The organism is Fictibacillus nanhaiensis, from assembly GCF_023715445.1.
Taxonomy (GTDB): Bacteria; Bacillota; Bacilli; order Bacillales; family Fictibacillaceae; genus Fictibacillus; species Fictibacillus nanhaiensis_D.
In genome coordinates this window covers 1,316,144-1,339,310 of sequence record NZ_JAMBOD010000001.1, presented here as the reverse complement: position 1 = coordinate 1,339,310, position 23,167 = coordinate 1,316,144, and the positions used below count along the sequence as shown (strand labels likewise).

The 23,167-nt window shown below is 39.1% G+C and carries 24 protein-coding genes; 14 read left to right on the top strand and 10 right to left on the bottom strand.

The features are described 5' to 3' along the window. Positions 1–52: 52 nt before the first annotated feature. The 3 genes from M3196_RS06900 to M3196_RS06890 all read left to right on the top strand — a co-directional run bounded on the left by M3196_RS06900 (position 53) and on the right by M3196_RS06890 (position 3,735). Entirely contained in the window at positions 53–1,288 is a 1,236-nt protein-coding gene (locus M3196_RS06900; protein ID WP_251321745.1) for an aminopeptidase, read from the top strand. A gap of 429 nt (positions 1,289–1,717) precedes the next feature. Further along, positions 1,718–2,503: a 2-phosphosulfolactate phosphatase gene (locus M3196_RS06895; protein ID WP_251321489.1), complete on the top strand. Its 786-nt coding sequence runs from the start codon at positions 1,718–1,720 to the stop codon at positions 2,501–2,503. A gap of 53 nt (positions 2,504–2,556) precedes the next feature. Beyond that, a complete protein-coding gene (locus M3196_RS06890) occupies positions 2,557–3,735 on the top strand; it encodes a glycosyl hydrolase family 18 protein (protein WP_251321488.1) in 1,179 nt (392 codons plus the stop codon). A gap of 32 nt (positions 3,736–3,767) precedes the next feature. Here the strand turns inward: M3196_RS06890 and M3196_RS21960 are convergent, their stop codons facing one another. From M3196_RS21960 to M3196_RS06875, 4 genes are all read right to left on the bottom strand, one after another. Beyond that, the gene (locus M3196_RS21960; RefSeq protein WP_276531253.1) at positions 3,768–3,899 is read right to left on the bottom strand and encodes a hypothetical protein; all 132 of its coding nucleotides are present in this window, start codon (positions 3,897–3,899) and stop codon (positions 3,768–3,770) included. Positions 3,900–3,985: 86 nt separating this feature from the next. Then, positions 3,986–4,903 (bottom strand): homoserine kinase, encoded by a 918-nt coding sequence (gene thrB / locus M3196_RS06885; protein ID WP_251321487.1) that lies wholly within the window; start codon positions 4,901–4,903, stop codon positions 3,986–3,988. Beyond that, entirely contained in the window at positions 4,904–5,962 is a 1,059-nt protein-coding gene (gene thrC / locus M3196_RS06880; protein WP_251321486.1) for a threonine synthase, read from the bottom strand. A 4-nt stretch (positions 5,963–5,966) separates the two neighbouring features. Further along, complete coding sequence (locus M3196_RS06875; RefSeq protein ID WP_251321485.1) at positions 5,967–7,259, bottom strand: homoserine dehydrogenase; 1,293 nt, start codon at positions 7,257–7,259, stop codon at positions 5,967–5,969. 226 nt (positions 7,260–7,485) lie between these two features. Here M3196_RS06875 and M3196_RS06870 point away from each other — a divergent pair, with 226 nt between their 5' ends. Beyond that, positions 7,486–8,256 (top strand): STAS domain-containing protein, encoded by a 771-nt coding sequence (locus tag M3196_RS06870; RefSeq protein WP_251321484.1) that lies wholly within the window; start codon positions 7,486–7,488, stop codon positions 8,254–8,256. 65 nt (positions 8,257–8,321) lie between these two features. Here the strand turns inward: M3196_RS06870 and M3196_RS06865 are convergent, their stop codons facing one another. The 3 genes from M3196_RS06865 to M3196_RS06860 all read right to left on the bottom strand — a co-directional run bounded on the left by M3196_RS06865 (position 8,322) and on the right by M3196_RS06860 (position 10,749). Further along, complete coding sequence (locus M3196_RS06865; protein ID WP_251321483.1) at positions 8,322–9,428, bottom strand: tetratricopeptide repeat protein; 1,107 nt, start codon at positions 9,426–9,428, stop codon at positions 8,322–8,324. Between the two features lie 219 nt (positions 9,429–9,647). After that, a complete protein-coding gene (locus M3196_RS21955) occupies positions 9,648–9,782 on the bottom strand; it encodes a hypothetical protein (protein ID WP_276531252.1) in 135 nt (44 codons plus the stop codon). A gap of 286 nt (positions 9,783–10,068) precedes the next feature. Further along, entirely contained in the window at positions 10,069–10,749 is a 681-nt protein-coding gene (locus M3196_RS06860; RefSeq protein ID WP_251321482.1) for a DNA alkylation repair protein, read from the bottom strand. 213 nt (positions 10,750–10,962) lie between these two features. Between M3196_RS06860 and M3196_RS06855 the strand changes: the two genes are divergently transcribed. Beyond that, positions 10,963–11,496, top strand: coding sequence for an NfeD family protein (locus M3196_RS06855; protein WP_251321481.1), 534 nt, complete (start codon positions 10,963–10,965; stop codon positions 11,494–11,496). A gap of 15 nt (positions 11,497–11,511) precedes the next feature. Then, complete coding sequence (locus tag M3196_RS06850; protein ID WP_251321480.1) at positions 11,512–13,077, top strand: flotillin family protein; 1,566 nt, start codon at positions 11,512–11,514, stop codon at positions 13,075–13,077. A gap of 192 nt (positions 13,078–13,269) precedes the next feature. Here the strand turns inward: M3196_RS06850 and M3196_RS06845 are convergent, their stop codons facing one another. Continuing rightward, the gene (locus tag M3196_RS06845) at positions 13,270–13,581 is read right to left on the bottom strand and encodes an MTH1187 family thiamine-binding protein (protein WP_251321479.1); all 312 of its coding nucleotides are present in this window, start codon (positions 13,579–13,581) and stop codon (positions 13,270–13,272) included. Between the two features lie 71 nt (positions 13,582–13,652). Between M3196_RS06845 and M3196_RS06840 the strand changes: the two genes are divergently transcribed. From M3196_RS06840 to brnQ, 6 genes are all read left to right on the top strand, one after another. Beyond that, positions 13,653–14,093: a GNAT family N-acetyltransferase gene (locus M3196_RS06840; protein ID WP_251321478.1), complete on the top strand. Its 441-nt coding sequence runs from the start codon at positions 13,653–13,655 to the stop codon at positions 14,091–14,093. Next, positions 14,081–14,995: a Nif3-like dinuclear metal center hexameric protein gene (locus tag M3196_RS06835; protein ID WP_251321477.1), complete on the top strand. Its 915-nt coding sequence runs from the start codon at positions 14,081–14,083 to the stop codon at positions 14,993–14,995. Before M3196_RS06840 ends, M3196_RS06835 begins: the two co-directional genes overlap by 13 nt. A gap of 1 nt (position 14,996) precedes the next feature. Continuing rightward, positions 14,997–15,506 carry a GNAT family N-acetyltransferase gene (locus M3196_RS06830; RefSeq protein WP_251321476.1) on the top strand — a complete coding sequence of 170 codons (510 nt, stop codon included), beginning with the start codon at positions 14,997–14,999 and terminating at the stop codon, positions 15,504–15,506. A 136-nt stretch (positions 15,507–15,642) separates the two neighbouring features. Further along, positions 15,643–16,257 carry a DedA family protein gene (locus M3196_RS06825; protein ID WP_251321475.1) on the top strand — a complete coding sequence of 205 codons (615 nt, stop codon included), beginning with the start codon at positions 15,643–15,645 and terminating at the stop codon, positions 16,255–16,257. Between the two features lie 134 nt (positions 16,258–16,391). Then, positions 16,392–16,949 (top strand): YhcN/YlaJ family sporulation lipoprotein, encoded by a 558-nt coding sequence (locus M3196_RS06820; RefSeq protein WP_251321474.1) that lies wholly within the window; start codon positions 16,392–16,394, stop codon positions 16,947–16,949. A gap of 184 nt (positions 16,950–17,133) precedes the next feature. Then, positions 17,134–18,444: a branched-chain amino acid transport system II carrier protein gene (gene brnQ, locus M3196_RS06815; protein WP_251321473.1), complete on the top strand. Its 1,311-nt coding sequence runs from the start codon at positions 17,134–17,136 to the stop codon at positions 18,442–18,444. A gap of 60 nt (positions 18,445–18,504) precedes the next feature. On the opposite strand, the gene M3196_RS06810 is transcribed toward brnQ, so the two are convergent. Together M3196_RS06810 and M3196_RS06805 are read right to left on the bottom strand one after the other, a co-directional pair. After that, positions 18,505–19,962 carry an NAD(P)/FAD-dependent oxidoreductase gene (locus tag M3196_RS06810; RefSeq protein ID WP_251321472.1) on the bottom strand — a complete coding sequence of 486 codons (1,458 nt, stop codon included), beginning with the start codon at positions 19,960–19,962 and terminating at the stop codon, positions 18,505–18,507. A 169-nt stretch (positions 19,963–20,131) separates the two neighbouring features. Continuing rightward, a complete protein-coding gene (locus M3196_RS06805) occupies positions 20,132–20,959 on the bottom strand; it encodes a hypothetical protein (RefSeq protein ID WP_251321471.1) in 828 nt (275 codons plus the stop codon). A gap of 134 nt (positions 20,960–21,093) precedes the next feature. Between M3196_RS06805 and M3196_RS06800 the strand changes: the two genes are divergently transcribed. Both M3196_RS06800 and M3196_RS06795 read left to right on the top strand, forming a co-directional pair. Further along, positions 21,094–21,951: an ABC transporter permease subunit gene (locus tag M3196_RS06800; protein WP_251321470.1), complete on the top strand. Its 858-nt coding sequence runs from the start codon at positions 21,094–21,096 to the stop codon at positions 21,949–21,951. Positions 21,952–22,104: 153 nt separating this feature from the next. After that, positions 22,105–23,130: an ABC transporter permease gene (locus M3196_RS06795; protein WP_251321469.1), complete on the top strand. Its 1,026-nt coding sequence runs from the start codon at positions 22,105–22,107 to the stop codon at positions 23,128–23,130. The last annotated feature ends 37 nt before the right edge of the window (positions 23,131–23,167 follow it).

Here is a 23,167-nt window from a genome sequence, read left to right as displayed (position 1 = left end):
ATAAACTTAACAGTCGTTTTTATTTGAACTTAACTGGAGGGGGAAGTTTGTGATGAAGTCGTTTGAAGAGAAATTGGATCAATATGCTGAACTTGTTGTTAAAGTTGGGTTAAGCTTACAAGAGGGACAAAGACTTTTAATTAGTTCTCCAATTGAGGCTGCAGAATTTACACGTAAGGTTACGAAACACGCTTATGAAAATGGATGTAAAAGAGTGATGGTAGACTGGGTAGATATCCAAACAAACCGTATTCACTATTCGAGTGCGGCTGTAGAAGTGCTACAAGATGACCTCCAGCCATGGGAAATTGAAAAATATAACAGCCTTGTAGAAAACCATGATTGTTTTTTGATGGTCACTGGTAATGATCCAAACGCATTCAAGGGTGTACCTTCAGAACGAATGATGTTTGTACAGAAGAACCGAGGCGAGAAGCTGCAATCTTTTTCTGCAGGTCAATTAAGAGGCGATATGCACTGGGCGATTGCCGGGGCACCGACAGCAGGATGGGCAAAGACCGTTTTCCCTGAAAAGAGTGAAGAAGAAGCAGTTGAAGCATTATGGGAAGCGATCTTTAAGACGGTTCGAGTGGACCAGGCTGATCCGGTTGCAGCATGGGAAGAACATGTGAAAACACTTACTGAAAAAGTAGATTATTTAAATGAGCAGAGATTTAAGACGCTTCATTATAAATCAGAAGGCACAGACTTAAGCATCGATTTGCATCCGGATCATACTTGGATCGGCGGAGGGCATAATTCCACGTTTGGGACTTACTATATTCCGAACCTTCCTACAGAAGAAGTGTTTACAACGCCAAGAAAATATGGGGTTAATGGGAAAGTGTCAAGTTCTAAGCCATTGTCAGCAATGGGTAACCTTATCGACAATTTCAGCTTAACGTTTAAAGATGGCAAAGTGGTCGAGTTTACAGCTGAAGAAGGGTACGACACGCTTAAGCAGCTTTTAAGCATCGATGACGGCATGGGTTATTTAGGAGAAGTTGCTTTAGTTCCTTATGACTCACCAATTTCAAACTCTGGCATTATTTTTAACAACACACTTTATGATGAGAACGCTTCTTGTCACTTAGCAATCGGTACTTCCATTACAATGTCTGTAAAAGATGCTGGTAACCTTTCGCCTGAACAGATGGAAGAAAAAGAAATCAATCACAGCAGAGGTCATACCGATTTCATGATTGGTTCTGCTGATCTCGAAATTGATGCTGAATATGAAGGTGGGAAGCGCATGCCATTATTCAGAAACGGCAACTGGGCGATCTGAAAAGACGAAAAGACTCCACTATGTGGGGTCTTTTTTTGAATATGATCTAGAACATAAGTCACTAGTTACGGTCAGTCTTTATAATAACGAATAAAACTCGATAACATCATTTTGCAGCCATAGAGGTGGATCTGATATAGAGAAGTCAGCAACTGCAAAGGTTCTTGAGTTCCTCTCCAAATGCTGCGCTTCGGATGTTCCGAACAAAAATCCTTTTAAAGGCATAAAAAAGGCACTATTTATTTATTTTGATCCTAAAGAATAGTATCTCCAGGGATCATAAAAATAGTACACAATTTCCACGTTAACTACTATTAAATCATCATTACAGACCTCAATCAAAAGATACCAAATTTTAGAAAAACAGTCTATATCTTTTGGAATTTTCTCGATATGCTGAAGAAAGAAATGCAAGAGGAGGTTATGAAAATGAATTCATTTTTTGATCAGTCGCCTTATGAGGTTAAACTGGACTGGGGGATTAGAGGTGCAAGGGAAGCGACTAAAAGAAAAGAGATTTTGATCATCGTTGATGTATTAAGTTTTTCTTCAACTGTAATCGCGGCAATGGAAAATCAAGCGGTTATTTATCCTTTTGCGCCTCCAATCAATGAGGAGGCAAGAAACTACGCGAATCAAATAAGAGCGGAGCTTGTGGTCGGAAGAGCCGAAGCGATCAAAACGGGAAAGCGTTCACTCTCACCCATCTCTTTCACAGTAGATGATTACGGAAAATCCTATGTGTTATGTTCACTAAACGGTGCTGCATGTGTGGAAGCCGCCAAAAGAGTTCCTTCGCTCTTGATAGGTTCGTTACGGAATGCACGCGCTGTTGCAGAAGCCGCTATAGAATTGAAAAAAATGACAGGAAAAGCCATTACCATTATTGCCTGCGGAGAAAGATGGGAAAATACTGCAAGTGATGAGAATGAGCTTAGGCCTGGGATTGAGGATTATTTAGGAGCTGGAGCAATAATTTCATACATAAATGGATCTCAATCTCCGGAAGCTTTTGTTTGCAAACAAGCCTTTAAAGCCTCACAGCAGCAACTGACTGAGTTGATAAGTAAGTGTGGCAGTGGAAGAGAATTAGCGGAAAGGGGATTTAAAGAGGATGTAGGCTTCTGCATGCAATTAAATCAGAGTTCTATTGTACCCATCTTATCTCAAAATAAATTTGTTTGTTTCAAGCCATCTATGATTTTTAAAAATTGAAGAATATATCAAACCTCCTCTAGGAAAAATAACAAAAATAAGGAGGTTTATGTATGAAAAAATTAGTCGCGCTCTTTGCGGCATTTACCATTGTACTTAGCGGCTGCGGCGGTGGTTCTAATGAAATAAACGAGAGCGAAGCTGCACCGAAGAATATGAGCAATCAAACAAGAGAAAGTCCTCGGCTGGAACAGATCAATTCACCTAAAAAAACACAGCAGGACACCTCTAAAGCTGAAACAAATCATGGAAAAACAAAGATTGAAACGCTTGGGTATTTAGAACCGATAGAAGCGAAGCAATCGGTTAAAGACGTTAAAGAAGCTATAAATGATTTAACGTATGTAGCTTTCTTCAGCTATATGGTAAATAAGGATGGTACGTTAAAGCCAATTAAGGATTGGGCAGCTCTGAATCAGGTGAAAAAATCAAAAGCTACTCCAATGATGGTTTTAACAAACTTTACTGAAGGTAATTTTTCACCGGAAGTGGCACATACGATTTTTACAGATAAAAAAGCTTCAAAAACATTGATCGGCAGTGTAATCAGCACAATGAAACAAAAAGGATACAAAGCGCTGAACATTGATTTTGAACATATTAAAGAAAAAGACCGCGAGCTGTATAATGGGTTCTTAGAAACCATCATCCCATTAGTTCAAAAAGAAGGATTTAAGGTTTCAACGGCATTGGCTCCTAAAACCAGTGATGAACAAAAAGGACCATGGCATGGTGCTCATGATTATAAACGCCATGGGGAACTGGCCGATTTCGTTGTACTGATGACATACGAGTGGGGCTGGTCTGGCGGACCTCCGATGGCTGTCGCACCTGTTCCGCAAGTAAAAAAAGTTGTGGATTATGCCGTTTCTGTAATACCACCAGAAAAAATTATAATGGGTGCTCCGCTATATGGCTATGACTGGACACTGCCGTATAAAAAAGGGAACAAATTTGCAAAGCGTATTGCACCGGCAGAAGCCCATGACTTAGCCCTTAAAGAAAAAGCTACAGTGAAATATGATAATGATGCGCAAGCGCCATTCTTTAATTATGAAGACGATAAAGGGAAAGAACATGTTGTCTGGTTAGAAAATGAGCAAAGTGCAGAAGCAAAAAATAAGATTGTTAAACAATATAACCTTCGTGGTTTAGCGTATTGGGTACTTGGTGAACCATTCCCTGAAAACTGGACGCTTCTGCGTGATGAATTTCAAATTGCACATAAATAAAAAACAAGGATTAGGCCATATTTGCCTAATCCTTATCTTTTTTGTGTATCAATCATCCGGTTTTGTTCATTCGGGATCCGTTTCGTGTTTTCGTATTTGGCTTGTTCTTTTTCTTGTCTTTTTCTTTCCTGTTCTTTTAAGCTTTCTTTGTTTTCTTCCGCCACTTTAACCCCTCCTAAAGGATTTGATATAGTCCTTTACCACGTTGTTCATAAACGAAACGTAAATAGGAGGAAAAGCAACGTTTGTCCTATAAAGCAGCAGCTGATAAAGACTTATTCACCAGAACACCTTTTCGGTCAGGAAAAACCGTTTCAAAATGATATTCGGGATAAGCACTAGAAAGCTGTTCTGTTATAGAAGCGGCTTTTTGATGCGGTGTGAAGAAAACGATCGCTGGTCCAGAACCGCTGATCGCTGCACCATATGCACCAAGGGAGACAGCTTTTTGTTTTAGATCTGTGTAAAAAGGAATATGTTTTACCCGAAATGGCTCATGAAACAGATCACGATTCATCATGTCAGCAGCTTTTTCCCAGTCGTTTTTGATTAAAGCAGCAACAAGGACATTACTGATAGCGCTCGCTTCAACTGCTTTATTAAAAGGAAGCAGGTTTGGCAATGATTTTCGCGACTCCTTTGTATGAAGAACCTCATCGGGGATGGCAATGATCATTTCAACCGCTATATCAGGAACATGAACGGTCTCTACATCTTTTCCATTATAAAAGCTGATCGTTAATCCCCCAAAAATAGCAGGCACTACGTTATCAGGATGTTTTTCTAATGAAACTGCATAAAAAGCTTTTTCTTTTTTAGATAGCTTCAGATCTAAAAGAATGTTGGCAAGCTCAACGCCAGCAACGATAGCTGATGCAGAACTGCCCATCCCTTTAGAAGGAGGGAAGCTGCTTTCGACCTCCAGTCTGCATGGGTAAAGCTTTTGATTATATTGTTCTGCGACATATTGAGCTGCATGGATGATTAAATTATCTTTATCATCATTTAATCCTTGCAGTTCTTTTCCATGATAAACCGTTTCCCAAGCTTCTGAAGGCTGAACGTGAACCGATAGGTAACGGTTGACTGCAAGTCCAACAGAATCAAAGCCTGGACCCAGATTAGCTGTACTTGCAGGTACATGAATAGAGAAGGCATCAAGCTTCATTTAAACGACACATCCTTTTAGCTGTTGACGTAATTGATCAAGATCATTTGGAATGACAACGGGTTCTTGTTCGACGGTTTTCAGAGCGATGTCAGGGTCTTTCAAACCGTTTCCCGTTAACACTGCTACTACAGATGACCCTTTTGGCATGAGCCCCTGTTGATGCTGCTTATAAAGCCCAGCGATTGTGCTGCATGAGGCAGGTTCTGCAAAAACTCCCTCTTTTGACGCGAGCATTTGATAAGCTTCTAAAATTTCTTCATCTGTTACACTGTCGATCAATCCTCCAGATTCCTCTAATGCTGCAGAAGCCAGCTGCCAACTGGCAGGGTTGCCGATCCGAATGGCTGTAGCAATCGTATCTGGATTTTTTACGATGCGGCCGTTAACGATTGGTGCAGCCCCAGCTGCCTGAAAGCCATGAATTCTTGGCAGACCTGAAGATTTTACAGAATTGTATTCTTTGAAGCCTTTCCAATATGCACTTATGTTGCCGGCGTTTCCGACGGGGATCGCGAGAATGTCAGGAGCTTTTTTAAGAGTGTCAACTAATTCAAATGCCGCTGTTTTCTGACCTTCTAAACGATATGGATTTACCGAATTAACGAGTGTATATCCTTCTTCCTCGCTCATTTGCTTGACCATTTCAAGTGCTTCGTCAAAATTTCCTTGAATAGCAAAGATCTCAGCTCCGTACATTTTGGCTTGAGCCAGCTTGCCTTGAGCAATTTTTCCGTCAGGTATAACAACAATGCATCTTAAACCTGCACGGGCTCCGTAGGCCGCTGCAGCTGCGGAAGTATTTCCGGTAGATGCACAGATGATGGCTTTGCTTCCGGCTTCTTTAGCTTTTGCAACTGCAAGGACCATCCCCCGGTCTTTAAAGGAACCTGTTGGGTTGGCTCCTTCATATTTAGCATATAAATTGATGCCCCATTCCTTTGACAGGTGATCTAATGTAATGAGAGGCGTATGGCCTTCATTAAGAGAGAGCGGGGGGGTAGCTTCACTAACTGGCAAATATTCTTTATATTGATGCAGCAATCCATTCCAATGCATACGCTTAAGCTCCTTCCACTCTGTAGTGACTTTTAATCTCCTCAACAACATCTGAATCGCGAAGCAAGTTATATACTTGATTATCCTGATGTTTGTTTGTGCCATGAGTAACGATAACTACTTCTGCAACTCCCTTTTCATCGACTGGACTTTGGATCAATTTTTCCAATGAGATCTCATGAAGAGCAAAGAGGGAAGTGATCGCTGAAAATGCACCAGCTTCATCTTTAATATGAAGTCTGTAAAAGAACTTTCCATTGATTTCATTAGGCTGCTTTAATTGTTTATCAAATTGGGGTGCAACTGCGCTTTTGCCGTTAACTCCCAACCTCATATTTTTAACTACAGCTACTAAATCGGATACAACGGATGTAGCTGTTGGAAGCTGTCCGGCACCCGGTCCGAAGAACATTGTCTCTCCGACAGATTCACCGTATACATAAACAGCGTTATATTCGTTGTGGACACTCGCCAGTGGATGAGAATGAGGCAGCAATGTCGGTTCCACACTGATTTCAACTTTTCCGTTATCTTTTTTCGCATTTCCGATCAGCTTCAGCGTATAACCAAATTGTCTCGCATACTCCAAGTCTTCTTGTGTGACACGTGAGATACCAGATACTTTCACATCATCCAGATGGATATGCATGGAGAAGCCGAGGGTAGATAGAATGGCCATCTTTCTCGCAGCATCAATTCCTTCAACATCGGATGTTGGATCAGCTTCTGCATATCCGAGCGACTGTGCTTCTTTTAAGACCTCATCATAATTCCGCTGCTGTTTATCCATTTTTGTGAGGATATAATTAGTTGTTCCATTTACAATACCCATCATTTTTGTGATTCGGTCTGAAGCAAGGCCATCTACCAGGGAGCGGATAATAGGGATTCCGCCTGCGACACTCGCTTCATAAAAAAGATCGCATCCATTTTCCTGGGCAACTTGCAAAAGTTCAGCTCCATGTAAAGCCATAAGATCTTTGTTTGCTGTAATAACATGTTTTTTATTTTGTAGGGCAAGCGTTATATATTCACGTGCTAGCTCGATGCCCCCCATTACTTCAATGACAACTTGAATGCCTGGGTTTTCCAAAACTTCATAGGGCTGTTGAGTCAGCCAGTCTTTATTAATGGCAACCAGTCGTTCTTTTTCAATGTTTTGAACTAAGATTTTTTCAATATTAACCGGACATCCAACACGATGCTGGAGCTCTTCGCGGTTTCCTTCAATCATTCTAACAACACCGCTGCCAACCGTACCTAATCCTAAAAGTCCTACCGAAACTTGATCTACCACTTGATCCACCCCTTGTGTTTTTCTGAGAAATACAATTGTATGTTTGATAAAGACATTTTACATGCAGTTTTCAAAACATACAACCGGGATTTTTGTAAAGATTTAGACAGCGCTTACATTTATGGTGGAATGTGCTGGGAAACCTGAGAATATGGAGGAATTATGTAGAGTATTTGATTGAACTCAGCTATGATAAAAACAGGAAAAGAGAGAAGGGGATAGCTTTATGAAGCATCAGTTAGAAAATACTGTTACAGATACACTTAATTGTTTAGAGGAAAATATATTTTTTATAGATGTAGAATATAAAATTGCATGGATGAATAAGGCTGCAGAAGAATTTATTGAATCTGTTAAATCCTTTTTTAAATTGGATAGAGCGGAAGATTTAATCGGCACACCGATTGCACGTTTTCATAAAAATCCTTCCTATCAGGAAGAAATGCTTCAAAAAGGTGATTTTCCAATTGATATGCAGCTTATCCTCTTTAATAAATTTGTGGCCAGACTCGTTGTAAAGGAACTCGTTATCAGAGAGCAAAAACTGGGCTTTATTCTAATTTGGAAAGACATAACAGAACGTGAAAAAGAAAAGGAAAAAACAAAAGCGTTAATCAATGAATTATCTACCCCCATATTGCCGACGTTTGCTGAACATACCCTCCTTGTTCCACTTATCGGGGAGTTAACATTAGAAAGAATGGAAAACCTCACTAGCAAACTTTTAAATGAATGTTTAAACTATCAGGCGGAATATGTTCTGCTAGATTTTTCAGGGGTAACGACAGTAGAAAATCTTGATTTAGAACGAGAAATACAAAATTTGGCGAGTGCCGTTGAATTAATGGGTGCAGAAGTTATTTTTTGCGGATTCACAACAAATATGGTAAAAAATTTAGTGCATTTAGGTATTAATGCAAATCAGCGTTCCTTTGTTTCATTCCGTAATGCAATGCGTTATGTGGTTTCAAAGCTTGGTTATCCATATGAAAAATGATTATTAAACCTGTCTCTTCATATAAAAAAGCGGCTGATCTTACTCAACCGCTCTAAAGTCTTAATTTAGTTAGCTTGTTCTTTATTTAAATGATTTTTTGCTTTAAAAGCCAAATGGAAGTACTTGCTAGCTTTCTCAAAATCGTTAATTTTGTAAAACTCAGAAGCTATTTTTTCGGTATAGTCCTGTATGTAACCCCACAATTGCTGAGACTCAAAAAATGAAATAGCAGCCGCCACGGACTCTTCTAACTGGTCAGGATGCGATAAGTGATTGAAGGCATTCAAAATTGCAAAGTGATGCTCGTATTCTTCGCTTTTTAATTCTTTAGCCATTTTTAAACCTCGCGAAATCCATTCATCAGCTAGATCAATGTTACCCAGCTTACAATGTTCACGGGCAATCAAGAAAGTAGTTTTGTAATCGGAATCTTTGTCCTCGAATGCTTCATTTAAATGCTTAAGTGCCTTTTCGGAAAGATTTTGTTCTGCATATAGCAAGCCGAGATTATAGCGTATCATCAAATCGAACTGTTCGATGTTTAAACCATATTCATGAAGAATACTTAAAGCTGAGAGGAAGTTTTCCTCAGCTTCTTTATATTGCTTGAGCGATGTTGAGGCAAGTCCAATAATATTCTCGCAGCCTGCTATTTTAATTTCATATCCCGTTTTTCCTTCGAAAAATTCTTTTGCTTTTAAGGCATGGCTAACAGCATGCAGGGGCTGGCGGATATGGTAGTAAAAGGTAGCGACTTTATAGTTGAATTCGGCTTTTTCAATGTCATCAGGAAACTGTTTCAATAATTTTTCAGCCAGCCGGTAGTGAATCTTTGCCTCCCTATAGCTGCCAGTCGTGGTTGCATAAATAGCCTTAAAAAAATTGTAATAGTATGAGAGAAAATCATCAGTCTGTCCTTTTTTCTCAAAGTCGATTTTGTTAAGTGTGTACCTTGCTTCCCATAATTGATTGATCATGATTTGATACCGAAAACATAATAAAGAATAATAGATAAAGAGTGTCTGTGAAGGATCGATTTCCATCGATTCAATTTTTTCATCGATCTCGACTTTAAACTTGCGCGCTTTAATTACATTTTGCGATAGAATTTCATGATACCAGTTATTTAGCAGCTGTATCATCTGTTCTGTGCTCGTTACCTCTATCCCCATATTGTCCGCCCCCATTCTTTAGCATTATTTTACAATTCAGCACAATCTTAGCATAGGAAATTATTGTTTGATTGAGTAAAATGTCGGAATTAATGGAAAATAAAAACCTAACTTTTATCCTAAAATTTCACTAAAAAATAAAAAGAGGGAACAATGAGTTCTCTGTTCCCTCTTCGATGATAGGTATTTATCATGGTGTATTAACCTGTTAATGTGAAATTAGCTTCTATTTGTTGTAGAAAATGTTTTTCCGTGTTCAGCTTGAAACACTGTAGGTTGATTTAAAACATAACCGCCAATCAATAAAGCACCTGCTAATGTAACGCCGACTAGTGCGCCTACCATTTTCTTCATAATTGACACCCCTTATAATTATGGTTTCTTTGCCGTTAATGATTTTGCTGATGAGTCCAAGAGTCAATGTTGAAATCCAAAAAGATTCTATAAAAAAACATTAAACCTCCTTTATCAACATCATTTTACAATTTACAACAATAATAGCAGATAATTTTTGGTTTGGATTGGGTTAAATGTCATAATTTATTGAAAATTCTTACATAACTTTTTTACTAAATTTACCCAAAAAAAATCCCGAAGAGCAGACTTTTAAAATCGTCCATTATTCGGGAGCCGTTTATTTTTATGAAATTTGTTTTGTTTTCTTAATATTTTTGATAGCTTCTTTATAAGATAGAGGACTCAGTTCTTCTTTATGTACGTATTCCCAAACCCAATCTGGGTTGTCTTTTGCATATTCACGCAGTGCCCAGCCGATGCCTTTGCGAATAAAGAAGTCTTGCTCATATTTAGTCTCTTTAATAATGTGTGCCAGCAGTGCTTTATCCGTTTTGTCTTTATACCCTAATTGAAAAAGAATAGCGGAACGCATAAGCCAGATATTTTTGGATGCGATCCAGCGTTCCGTTACTGGATGTATTTGTTCAGGGAACTTGGTGAAATAAAACCCTGCTATATGTTTAGCGATATGATCGACTGTGTCCCACCAGCTTTTATTAACAATGATGTATTCAATCCACTCAATGTCCTTTATTGTCATTTCTTTTTTTAGTTTGTCAGCGATGGATAGACCTGCCATTTGCATTTCACGTTCAGGCATTGACCATGCTTCTTTTAAAAAGGAATAAAGTTCCCTGTGAGCAGGAAGACCATTTTCTTTGATGAAGTTTTTAAATGCCTCCTTCATAGCAGGTGCACGCAAACCAAAATATTTAAACTGTCCGCGCATATACTGTTTCATTTTTTCTGCGTCTTCTTTATTTTCTTTCATTTGAAGAGCATTTCTCAATTGATCTATATACATGGATATCCTTCCCCTTTCTTTAAGATTATACAAAAAATTCTTAACAAACTGAAACTTTTTAATTAGTCATTCGTAAATTTACATATAAGACTAATATTGGAATTTCTGTTACTGTCGACAAGATTTTACATTTTTTTCTTATTCTTTTTGATAAAGTTAAAGAAATTCGACAAGGGGGCTTGTGATTATAAAAAAAGGACAGGGGAGATGATCATGGAACTGTTCGGGTATCCGTTATCAACTATATACTTAGGGAGTTTCATTGTTTTTGGATGTATCACTTTTGTTTATATCCTTTTTGGCGACATGCTTGATGCAGTGATTGATTTCTTGCATCCAGCACTTATTTTGTCTTTTTTTACGATTGGTACAGCTTGTGGTTATCTCCTGGAGGTTATGACCGGAATCAACAGCTGGTTCATCATTGTATTTAGTTGCTTGCTTTCTCTTTTGCTTGTCACACTTCTTAATGTTTTTGTATTAATGCCCATTCGGTCATCAGAAGAGTCATTGGCTTATCGTGATGAGGATTTAAAGGGTAGAGTCGGTACGGTCATTACGTCGGTACCGACGGATGGTTTTGGAGAAATATTAATAGAAGGAATAAGCGGAAGAATCTCTAAGACAGCTGTAAGCATGGATAACAAACCAATCCAGCAAGGAGAAAAGATTTTAATTATCGATATCCAAAAAGGTGTCGTTTCGGTTATGCGTTATGAGCAAGTAGAACAAACATATTTTCATTAATCTGGAGGGGATTTCATGAGTTTTTCGCCATTATTTATTGTAATTGGGATTGCAGTATTTCTAGTAGCTGCTCTAATTAGTGTTTTTATTACAAAGTACCGTACAGCAAGTCCTGATGAAGCATTGATCGTAACAGGAAGCTTCTTAGGAAGCAAAAACGTGAATATCGATGAGTCAGGAAACAGAATCAAAATTGTACGCGGAGGCGGTACGTTTGTTCTGCCGGTGTTCCAGCAAGCAAAACCTCTTAGTTTATTAACGAGCAAACTGGATGTTCAAACGCCAGAAGTGTATACAGAACAAGGTGTTCCCGTTATGGCTGACGGAACGGCAATCATCAAAGTCGGAAGCTCAATCGGTGAAATCGCAACAGCTGCGGAACAGTTTTTAGGAAAGTTAAAAGAAGATCGAGAAAACGAAGCACGTGAAGTGTTAGAAGGACATTTGCGTTCGATTCTAGGTTCCATGACTGTTGAAGAAATCTATAAAAACCGTGAGAAGTTTTCTCAAGAAGTTCAGCGTGTTGCTTCACAGGATCTAGCAAAAATGGGATTAATCATCGTTTCATTTACTATTAAGGACCTGCGTGACAAAAACGGTTATCTTGATGCACTCGGTAAGCCGCGTATTGCACAAATCAAGCGTGATGCTGATATGGCAATGGCAGAGGCTGAAAAAGAAACGCGCATCAAACGCGCAGAAGCAGATAAAGAAGCTAAACAATCCGAGTTAGGACGCGCGACAGAAGTAGCGGAAGCTGAAAAGATGAATCAGTTGAAGGTAGCCGAATACCGTCGCGAACAAGATGTTGCAAAAGCACGTGCTGACCAGGCTTATCATTTAGAAGAAGCAATCGCTAAACAACAAGTTACAGAAGAGCAGATGCAGATTAAGATCATCGAGCGTCAAAAGCAGATCGAGCTTGAAGAAAAAGAAATTCTGCGTCGTGAAAAACAATATGATTCAGAAGTGAAGAAGAAAGCCGATGCAGACAGATATGCAGTTGAGCAATCGGCAGAAGCGGATAAACGCAAGCAGGTTGCAGAAGCTGATGCGCATAAGTACCGTGTGGAAGCAATGGCAAAAGCGGAGGCGGAAAAGGTTCGGCTCGACGGTCTTTCCAGAGCAGAAGCAGAACGTGCTAAAGGGGAATCTGAAGCTGAAGTTATCCGTCTAAAAGGTCTTGCTGAAGCGGAAGCGAAGCAAAAGATCGCCGAAGCGTTCGAGTTATACGGCCAAGCAGCGATGATGGATATGATGATTAAGATGCTTCCAGAATACGCGAAGCAGGTTGCAGCACCACTTTCTAACATTGATAAAATCACAGTCGTTGATACAGGCGGCGGTGAAAACGGCGGAGCCAACCGCATTACGGGATATGCAACAAACTTGATGTCCACTTTGCAGGAATCCTTGAAAGCTTCCTCTGGAATCGATGTAAAAGAAATGCTCGAAAACTTCTCAGGTAAAGGGAATGTCCGTCAAAGTATCGATGACCTCCGCATTGAGTTTGCCAAAAAAGAACCAAATGCAGTAAATACGAAGGAAAAAAGCGAAGTAACGGCATCAAAAGTAGAATAATAGAAAAAAAGCTTACTCAAACGGGCTGAAACCGCCCAAAACGAGTGAGCTTTTTTTCTAAACATGAGGTTTGCAGGGCGGTTCAGGAAGGCATATGCGTGTTCGCGGGAGATTTATGCGCGCTCGCTGAGATTTATGCGCGTTCGCTGAGATTTATGCGCGCTCCCCAGGTTATATGAGCACTCCCTAGAATTACGAGCTTTTCATCTTGGCTTCAACCGCCTGCAGCTTGCCTGCCATTGTTGATTTTTTATCACGGCGGTCATCAATTCGGATATTAGTAGCTACACGCTGGATGCCATTTGTAAATGGGATCTCGTGAAGCTGCTGAATCACATCAAATAAATCGGAAAGTTCGCCTTCAATCAATGTGCTCATCGGCGTTAGCTGATAGTTCACTCTGTCTGTATTTTGTTGAAGCACTTTTTGAATTTCCGCAACATATGAACTGACACTAGGGGTTTCCGTGCCAATTGGAATAATGGTAATGTCTGCTATAGGCATCGTCTCAACTCCATTCGTTTTTTCATATTGTAGCAAAAATTAGAAGAAGAACAAAAGAAAGGGAAAATAGAATGAAAGTGATAGAGGCTCGCAAGAAAGATATAGAACAAATCATTGAAATCGATAAAGAAATAATCGGAACGGACCGAAGAAAAAAAGAAATCGGACAGGCTATTGAGCAAAATAGATGTTTGCTTGTCATTCATGAAGGTATCATCGCTGGTTTTTTACTCTATCATACTCACTTTTTTGAGTGTACATTTGTTTCATTGATCATGATTAAACCTTCCCATCAAAAAATGGGTCTCGCGAGTACACTCCTTAGTCACATGACTGAATTTTCAAAGACAGAAAAGCTTTTCTCCTCTACGAACCAGTCAAATTTAGCGATGCAAAAAGTCTTTGAGGCAAACGCTTTTATAAAAAGCGGAATGGTAGAAAACCTGGATGAGGGAGACCCTGAATTCATTTATTTTAAAAGAATAGGAGAGAGGAATAAATGGTACACCTAAAAAAAATAGATAAAGCCATAGATGAACTTTTCCGATTTAGAGAAATAGGAATCGATCCAGCTTTTAGCCGGTTTATACCGATGGTCTATGACCCTATTACATATAATTGGCGGCAGGAATTTGAACCCGAATTCACCGAGCTGTTTAATGGGCTCATGATAAGAGGTGATGAAGAAGTTGGCCGTGTTTTCTTAGCGGTTTTTCCAACGGATGAGGTGCTTACACGTTTTATTTCAGAGGGCAGTCCAGGGGACCTGTTATTTATGCACCACCCTCTAGTGATGGAGTGCGGTGACCCGAGAGGAGGATGGGGACAAGGTTTTTTACCAATCAATCCGGATTTCATTTCGCAATTAAAAGAAAAGCGGTTATCCGTCTTTACCCTTCATGTTCCGCTAGATTACTTGAGAACCATCAGTACGAGTGACGCAATTGCAGAGGCATTTGGTGCAACAGTGATCGGAGAATTTTTTAAAGAGGAAAAAGGGGCTTGCGGTGTGATTTGTGAAATTCAAACGACTACAACAGAACAACTCATTAATAAATGTAAAGACATCTTTCACATTCCTTATACAGATGTAGAAGGACCCACTCACACTAACATTACAAGGATTGCAATAGCTGCGGGCTGCGGAGACAAAGTCCATGTTATGCAAGAAGCAGAAAGGCTCGGAGCTCAGGCCTACTTAACTGGGGAAGTGCATTGCCACATAGACAACGAGTACGGAAAGAGAAAATTTGAAGAAATGAAAGAATACTGTAAGAGCACGTCTATGAGCTTAATAGGAGTGTCACATGCGTCTTCGGAATTTTTAGTTCATGCCACACAATTGAAATCATGGTTTGAAGTGCAATTTCAGCTTCCTGTAAGTTTGATTCCTCAAGAGAAATGGTGGGTATAGCATGAAAATCCGTCCCGCTGTAAAAGAAGATGCGGCCAACATTGCTGAAGTGCAGGTTAGAAGCTGGCAGGAATCTTATAAAGGAATAGTGGATTCAGACTATTTATTGAATATGTCTATACCTGAAAGAATAAAAAGATGGGAAGATTGGCTGTCAAAGGGACCTTCCTATCTTGTTTATGTGCTTGAAAATGAACAATCCAACATTTGCGGTTTTATTTCGGGGGGTGCGATCCGTTCAAAACATCCATATGATAGTGAAATTTATGCTTTCTACCTTATAAAAGAAATTCAGCAAAGAGGATATGGAACAAAGCTGTTTAAATGCTTTAGCCAGCAGCTTGTAAACGAAGGGAATAATAGTATGATCGTTTGGGTATTAAAAGAAAATCCTTCAAAACGGGCATATATTACACTTTACGGGAAAAAGATAGATGAAGAGTTAATTACCATCGGAAAGCAAGAATTATACGAAGAATGTTATGCGTGGGGAGATTTGTCTTCTATTTGAATTAGTATCCGTCTCGTCCCAATATGCATATGTTAGGATAGACACATTTTCTTAGCAATTTTTGTTTTCCTCTTTCCAAATACCCCATATTATCGTTACAATGGTAGAAGGTGTAAAAAAAGAAGTTGGTGACGTCATGGAATTTGACTTGATTAATATCATTTATCAATACAGCTATTTTGGAATCATTCTATTATTAGCTTTAGGTATTATAGGATTGCCGATCCCGGATGAGATTCTTTTGGCTACAATCGGATATTTTATATTTGCAGGCGACCTGCCTATGGTCTCCGCTGTTTTAAGCGCATATTTGGGAGCGCTAACAGGTATTACGGGAAGCTATTATTTCGGAAGGGTATGCGGAAAACCTTTATTGTATAAATTAGGTCCGAAAATCGGAATTTCAGATGAGAAAATAAATAAAACGCAGCGCTTTTTTTCAAAATACGGAAAAACTGCTTTGTTCTTCGGCTATTTTGTTCCTGGCGTCAGGCATCTTACAGCTTATTTTGCGGGCATGTATTCTTTAAAATTTAGACAATTTGCCATTTACGCCTATTGCGGCGCTGTTTTCTGGTGTTCATTCTTCATATTTATCGGCTATCAGCTTGCGGGACGCTGGTATATTGTTATGGATATTACTCATAAAATCGGGATTTATGCATTCTCATTGCTTGCGCTTTGCATTATTGCATGGCTGATCTTTAAGCCGAAGAATAAAAGTACCTACTCAAACGAATGGTTTAAATAAAAATCGCTTCCTAAAAGGAGCGGTTTTTTGTATGGATAAAAGCATTAAAACTCAGTTACCATGTATATTTTCCCTCGAACCTACAAATTTTATTAGATGACAGTCAAAAATTATATTAAAGGAGTGTCATCTTAATGAAAAAGGCAATTTTGGTTACCTCAATGGCAGTTATGCTGTCTTCTTTCTTAGGTGCTTGTAACATGAACAATAACGACAGGGACTTGGGAGAAGAGGCTCGCGACAACTTGACTGATGTCAACTACAACAATCGTGCGGACCGTGACCGTGACCGTGACAATGACAATGACATGGACATGAACATGAACATGGGTACAGACAACCAGTTTGACGAGAATACCCGCATGGATGTAGCAGATGAAGCTGCTGACAAAGTAACGGATTTAAAGGAAGTTGAAGACGCAACAGTAATCGTTACTGAAAATAATGCTTATGTTGCAGCTCAGCTTGAAGGCGGAGAGGGCGAGAAGCTTTCGAAAGAAACGGAAAAAAAGATCGCGGATGCTGTAAGAAATACTGATCCGGAAATTAATGACGTGTTTGTATCAACAAATCCTGACTTTATCGATCGTATGCAAGGTTATACAGATGAGATTGAAAAGGGGAACCCGGTTTCAGGGTTTGTTAAAGAATTCAATGAAACGATTCGACGTATTTTCCCGACTGACCGTTAATGAGTGACAAAAGGGCTGAGAATTACTCAGTCCTTACTTTTTGTTATCATTTGTTAGAAAATTCATTATATCTGAATATTGACTCCAATCGTGAATCGTGATACAAATACATATGGAATTTAAATTATTTCGACAAATTTCGATAAAAATATATTAATTAATGACCACGGAGGTGGAAAAAAACATGGAGAAACGAACACTCTCGGTGGGTTTAATGTTGTTCGCATTGTTTTTTGGAGCAGGGAATTTAATCTTTCCGCCAGCATTGGGGCAGGCAGCGGGTGATATGGTCTGGCACTCCATGATTGGCTTTTTTATAACTGGTGTAGGGTTACCATTATTAGGGGTTATCGCTTTGGCGCGTGCAGGCGGTGGTTTGCAAACACTGACCGAACGAGTTAACCCGCTTTTCGGTTCTGTTTTTGCCATTATCTTATATTTAGCTATTGGGCCTTTCTTTGGGATCCCAAGAACAGGTACGGTAGCCTTTGAAATGGCTGCTTTGCCATTTTTGCCTGAGGGAATAAGCACTGGGCTGCCGTTATTCCTATTTACGGTCGTTTTCTTTGTCATAACGTATTGGCTTGCATTGAATCCTTCAAAACTTGTAGACCGAATCGGAAATATCTTGACGCCATTGCTGCTGCTTATTATTGGTTCTGTTCTTGTAAAAGCTCTTATTACTCCTGTTGGTAAGATAGGACAGCCGTCACCAGAGTATGGAAGCAGCCCGCTTTTAAAAGGCTTTATGGACGGATATTTAACAATGGATACGCTAGGTGCATTGGCTTTTGGAATTGTGGTTATCACGGCGGTTAATAAGCCTGGAATGAAAAAAGAACAAGTAACCAGTATGGTGGTAAAAGCGGGTGTAATTGCTGCTGTTTGCTTAGCAGGAGTTTATGGAATTCTGGCTTATCTAGGTGCAACAAGTCAAGGACTTGGTAAATCAGAGAATGGCGGACAAATCTTGACTAATGTAGTTTCTCAGCTATTTGGAGGACCAGGCAGTCTTTTACTTGGTCTTGCTGTAGCACTTGCTTGTCTAACAACATCCGTTGGACTTGTAACAGCTACCGGTGAATTTGCACATAAAATGTTTCCGAAACTTCCCTACAAAATTGTTATTCTTGTGTTAAGCATCTTTAGTGCGGGTGTAGCAAACGTAGGTCTAAGCCAGTTAATTACTGTGTCTGTACCAGTTTTAACAGCGATTTACCCTATAGCTATTGTTCTAATTATCTTATCTTTTTTCCATGACACATTCTCAGGAAGTCAGGAAGTGTATCTTGGTTCCATCATTGCAACTGCATTGGTATCCATTGCGGATGGCTTAAAAGCGTTTGGGTTAAAATTTGGCACGATCGAACAAATCTATTCTCATATTCCATTGTATGCCGATGGAATTGGATGGCTCATACCAGCTATTATCGGGGCAGTTGTTGGTTTTATCATTGCTCTAATCAGAGGCAGAATCGTCATTTTCTCAACTTAATATAATATAGAATAAACGATGCAGAAGGATCAAATCTCCTTTCATGCATCGTTTTTTTTATTACACCATAGCAGGTATTTTTTCTTTTAACTTGGCAGCGACATTTTGTGCGATCCATACTCCGCAAGCACTGGCTTGTGCAAGACCGCGAGTGATCCCAGCTCCATCTCCGCCAACATACAGTCCGCCGATTTCTGATTCGAATTTATCATCCAGCATTGGACGTGCAGAATAGAATTTTGCTTCAACTCCATAAAAAAGTGTATGCTCTGATGCGATTCCTGGAGTAACTTTATCTAATGCTTCAGTCATTTCGATTAAGCTCTTCATGGTGTTATAAGGAAGTACGAGCCCAAGATCTCCTGGAACAGCTTCTTTTAATGTTGGACGCAGAAACCCTTCTTTGATGCGTTTCTCAGTGGAACGACGGCCTTTTAGGATATCACCATATTTTTGTACAACCAGTCCGCCCATTGAAAGCTGGTTAGCTAATTTTGAAACCTCATGTGCATATTCGGTCGGCTGATCAAACGGCTCAGCAAACTGATGGGATACAAGCAAAGCAAAGTTTGTGTTTTCACTTTCAAGTTTAGGATCCTTATATGCATGGCCGTTTGCAAGCATAATTCCAGAATGGTTCTCAACGACAACATGACCTGAGGGATTTGAACAAAATGTACGGACTTTTGTTCCTACCGATGTATTGAAAACAAACTTTCCTTCGTACAGATGTTCATTGATCTCTTCCATAACAAGGTTGGATGTTTCTACACGTACACCAATATCAACTTGGTTTGCGGTCATTTTTATGCGCCGCTTCTTTAGTATCTTGGTGAGCCATGAAGATCCGTCACGACCCGGAACGATAACAACTTTTTCGGCAGTAAGTGAGGTTCCGTCCTTCAACAAAATTCCTTTTGCTGCATATCCTGTTTCGGTGCGCTCAGTGATTATGTCATCAACCTCAGCTTTGTATTTCATATCAATTCTTGTTTTTAAATACTCATAGATGCTTTTTAAGATCTGTAAGTTTTGCTCGGTTCCAAGATGACGCACTTGTGCACGCAGAAGCTTTAAACCTGCAGCATAGCCGCGTTTTTCAATATCTTTTACTTCTGGTGTAAGAGGGTCTGTAATGGAGTCCGTTGCGCCGTGCTCCAAGTTAATTTCATCTACATATTTAATAAGTTCTACTACTTTTTCTTCTGAAAGATAGTCTGTCATCCATCCACCGAATTCGGAGGTAATATTGAATTTCCCATCTGAATAAGCGCCGGCGCCGCCGAAACCATTTGTAATTGAACAAGCGGGTAAACATCCGGCAAACTCTTTTCTACCAGCAGCTGGCGGACATTTTTTAATTTTCTTTTCTAATATTGGGCAAGATCTTGAATAAATGTCATGACCTTTATCAATTAATAAAACTTTTGCATCCGGTAGTTGTCTCGTAAGCTCATAGCCTGTAAAAATTCCAGCAGGACCTGCACCAACAACAATCACATCGTAATGGGTATTCATAATATCCCCCTTGAAAGATAGATAATTTTCTTAAATTGTTTGTCCCTTGGTAAATATAACAATTCCACAGTATGATTTCAACTAAAATACGAACATTTATTAATTTTTTTTAGATATCATTCGTTTTTGGCTTCAACAAAAAATCCTTAAGCGATTTGCTTAAGGATTTTTAGTATTTAATTTCAATAATTTTCCATCCATCAGTCATGGATTTACGCTCTAATAAGAAGGTATACGTTCGTGACAATTTGCCGCTTTCCCCATACTGTTTAACTTTAGCTGAAATTTCTGTTCGTACAATAGGAGGGTACCTCAAACTTTTTTTTCTTATTTCATACTGCATGCTCGTTATCCCTTTAAAGAGCCCGGTAATCTCTGTGTTATTCGCCAAAGATGAACTTAAAACGGGTCTGGCAATTTTATAATCCTGCTGTTTCATTCCAACTAAAAACATGGAGACTGCTTGCTTTGCACTGGCACCTGAAGCATACTGGTTTAGCTGGTCGCCAGCTTTATAGATCATTAGCTGATGAGAAGGGTCAATGTTTCTTGAGCGGTGTGTTGAACTGCCAGAAAAATGGATACAGAAGTGGCCAGGAAAGCCGTTCTCTAAAGCGCCTGCTCCATGGGGCATACCGTGCATGCTTCCTGCGATCATCCTTCCTTTTACAGGGATTAATATTGCCCTGCGGTTCCAGCTCCATTTGCCATTATACAAATGCTTTAAGACAGCAGTATCATCATGGGTTAAAGGCTGGACGTCAGCATGCTGATTTCCGGCTCTTCGCTGTACCTTGAAATAAAATCCTGTCTCAAGATCAATCACTTTAAATACAGATCCTTTTGGGAGCAGTTTGCTTACTTCGCTCCATTTTAAAATTTCCCCTTTTTTTACGATCGGAAAATAAGTTAATGGCTCTTTTGCTTGATAAGGATCAGGGTTTATAAAAATAAGACAGCCAGCAAGCAATGCCCCCAAAGCAGTTTTCTTCCACATCTCGAATCCTCGATTCCATATTTTCTCTTCCTTAATATGGATTGTTTTATCATTTTTATCCTTCAAATGGAAAAAGAGATGAATGATTTTTAGGGAACAAATCGTCTATAGAAGAATAAGGGAGGAGGAGCGGGATGAAAATAGCAAAAAAACTGTTATTACAGCTTTTACTTACGGTACTTTCTATCATATTAATCAGCGGACTGCCTGAATTAATCATAAATAAAAATGTAACAGCTTATTTTGAAAAAGTGAAGGCCGTATTCATAGAGATGGTTCGTTTAGATGAAATGACATATTTCAATCAAGGAACGGAACGTTTATTTTTGAATGATATATGGGGTCCTTACTTTTATTCGTTAACGATTCTTTTTGGGGCATTATTTATTGCATTTTGTATGGCTCAAATTCTAACGTGGGGAACGTTGATGCTGCCTAGCATCATCAGAAAAACTGTAAAAAATTTCCTTACTTTTTTAGAATCGCTGCCGGATCTTCTCGTGTTTGCCCTCGTGCAGATGGGAATCGTTCTGATCTACAAAAAGACTGGGATATTAGTATCTAATGTAGCTTCTTTAGGGGCAGATGATAGGATATATTTTGTTCCCATAACCTGTTTAATGATATTGCCTTTTGTCTATTTTTATAAAATGATGATTCTGATGACAGAAGACGAAATGGGAAAACAATACGTAGAAACAAGCTTAGCTAAAGGAATGCGCAGACTTTACGTGCTGGTTTTCCATGTAACTAGAAATACTAGTGAAGGGATCTTCCATTTTTCTAAATCCGTTCTTTGGTTTATGATCTCCAATCTGCTGCTGGTAGAAATCATATTCAATATTCATGGCATCACACACTATATGTATCATGATTTCAGGCCTGAAATGCTTGCGGCATGCTTGATCCTGCTGGTTATTCCTTTCTTCCTGATATTTGCACTTTTCGAGTGGACGATAATGAGATATTCGAAAAGAGGTGAAGCCTTATAGTAAGAAGCTATAAATTTTGGATCGGTTTTGCAATCATCAGCATCTCCATACAAGTCATGTTAAAGTAACAAAACTAACAAGTGAATCTCAAGCCTTTCCTTTAAAACCATCCTATAAAAATAGGAAATTTCCTCTATATAAGAGGTGATTAAATTGATAAAAAAAAATAAATTTAGGACTGGATTATTAATCATTTTTGGATTTATTGCTTCAAGTATTATATATTCGGTGTTTTTTGATAGTCATGTAAGGCAAGTGCAAGTTATTTATGATGAAAATATGACACCTATTGATGCAGCTCCGTTCGAACCATCCATCATGTTTCCTTTGGGTACTGATCCTCTTGGCTATGATACGGCAGCAAAGGTACTGCAAGGGGCTAAATTTACTTTAATAAGTGCAATCGTCATTGGAATACTTAGGGTCTTATTTAGTTTTGCAGTAGGGATACCCTTAGCTTTTTATATGCCTGAAAAGATAAGAAAAGCATTAGATCAACTACTGAGTTCCTTTTATTTTATTCCACTTACAATCATAGCTGTTTTTATCCTGAGCCCGATTCTAAAAGAACAGATAAAAATGCCGGAGATGGAACCGTATTTTATTTATTCCTTTGCGGAACGCGTCGTGCTTGAAATAATAATTTTAACATTGCTGGTTGTACCGCTGCTCGGTTCAATGATCGGCAATATGATGGCTTCTACTTTAAAAGAAGACTTTATTGAAGGGGCAAATGTATTAGGCGCAAGCAGGTGGAGAATCTTTAACAAACACGTAATGCCTCATCTGTTGCCAAAACTCGTTATTGTGTGGTGTCAGCAATGTGTTCAAGTGCTGATTATCTTTACGCAACTAGGGTATTTAAAACTCTTTTTTGGAGGAACAGATATTGATTTCAATCCATTTATGGCTGATCCGCCAAAATCATTATCCAACGAATGGTCAGGGCTGGTAGGGAACTATTACACATATATACAAGCAAATCCTGCAATCGCTTTAGGTCCTATCCTTATGTTTGGTGTTGCCATCTATGCCTTTCAGCTTATAGCTGAAGGATTTCAAATCCACTTGCAAACTAGAAATGTGAAAAGAACCAGCCGAGATAAAAAGATGAAACAGAAAAACGAAACGATTCGTGTTCAGCAAAAGTTTGAATTTTTGCAAAATAGAGGAGCTTAAAAAACACCAACTTTCTCCCCTTGCCATAGTATGTAAT

Bases quoted from the DNA above. Each gene is read 5' to 3' on its own strand.
- M3196_RS06900 (WP_251321745.1), top strand. From the start codon at position 53: ATGAAGTCGTTTGAAGAGAAATTGGATCAATATGCTGAACTTGTTGTT.
- M3196_RS06895 (WP_251321489.1), top strand. From the start codon at position 1,718: ATGAATTCATTTTTTGATCAGTCGCCTTATGAGGTTAAACTGGACTGG.
- M3196_RS06890 (WP_251321488.1), top strand. From the start codon at position 2,557: ATGAAAAAATTAGTCGCGCTCTTTGCGGCATTTACCATTGTACTTAGC.
- thrB (WP_251321487.1), bottom strand. From the start codon at position 4,903: ATGAAGCTTGATGCCTTCTCTATTCATGTACCTGCAAGTACAGCTAAT.
- thrC (WP_251321486.1), bottom strand. From the start codon at position 5,962: ATGCATTGGAATGGATTGCTGCATCAATATAAAGAATATTTGCCAGTT.
- M3196_RS06870 (WP_251321484.1), top strand. From the start codon at position 7,486: ATGAAGCATCAGTTAGAAAATACTGTTACAGATACACTTAATTGTTTA.
- M3196_RS06865 (WP_251321483.1), bottom strand. From the start codon at position 9,428: ATGGGGATAGAGGTAACGAGCACAGAACAGATGATACAGCTGCTAAAT.
- M3196_RS21955 (WP_276531252.1), bottom strand. From the start codon at position 9,782: ATGAAGAAAATGGTAGGCGCACTAGTCGGCGTTACATTAGCAGGTGCT.
- M3196_RS06860 (WP_251321482.1), bottom strand. From the start codon at position 10,749: ATGTATATAGATCAATTGAGAAATGCTCTTCAAATGAAAGAAAATAAA.
- M3196_RS06855 (WP_251321481.1), top strand. From the start codon at position 10,963: ATGGAACTGTTCGGGTATCCGTTATCAACTATATACTTAGGGAGTTTC.
- M3196_RS06850 (WP_251321480.1), top strand. From the start codon at position 11,512: ATGAGTTTTTCGCCATTATTTATTGTAATTGGGATTGCAGTATTTCTA.
- M3196_RS06845 (WP_251321479.1), bottom strand. From the start codon at position 13,581: ATGCCTATAGCAGACATTACCATTATTCCAATTGGCACGGAAACCCCT.
- M3196_RS06840 (WP_251321478.1), top strand. From the start codon at position 13,653: ATGAAAGTGATAGAGGCTCGCAAGAAAGATATAGAACAAATCATTGAA.
- M3196_RS06835 (WP_251321477.1), top strand. From the start codon at position 14,081: ATGGTACACCTAAAAAAAATAGATAAAGCCATAGATGAACTTTTCCGA.
- M3196_RS06830 (WP_251321476.1), top strand. From the start codon at position 14,997: ATGAAAATCCGTCCCGCTGTAAAAGAAGATGCGGCCAACATTGCTGAA.
- M3196_RS06825 (WP_251321475.1), top strand. From the start codon at position 15,643: ATGGAATTTGACTTGATTAATATCATTTATCAATACAGCTATTTTGGA.
- M3196_RS06820 (WP_251321474.1), top strand. From the start codon at position 16,392: ATGAAAAAGGCAATTTTGGTTACCTCAATGGCAGTTATGCTGTCTTCT.
- brnQ (WP_251321473.1), top strand. From the start codon at position 17,134: ATGGAGAAACGAACACTCTCGGTGGGTTTAATGTTGTTCGCATTGTTT.
- M3196_RS06810 (WP_251321472.1), bottom strand. From the start codon at position 19,962: ATGAATACCCATTACGATGTGATTGTTGTTGGTGCAGGTCCTGCTGGA.
- M3196_RS06805 (WP_251321471.1), bottom strand. From the start codon at position 20,959: ATGTGGAAGAAAACTGCTTTGGGGGCATTGCTTGCTGGCTGTCTTATT.
- M3196_RS06800 (WP_251321470.1), top strand. From the start codon at position 21,094: ATGAAAATAGCAAAAAAACTGTTATTACAGCTTTTACTTACGGTACTT.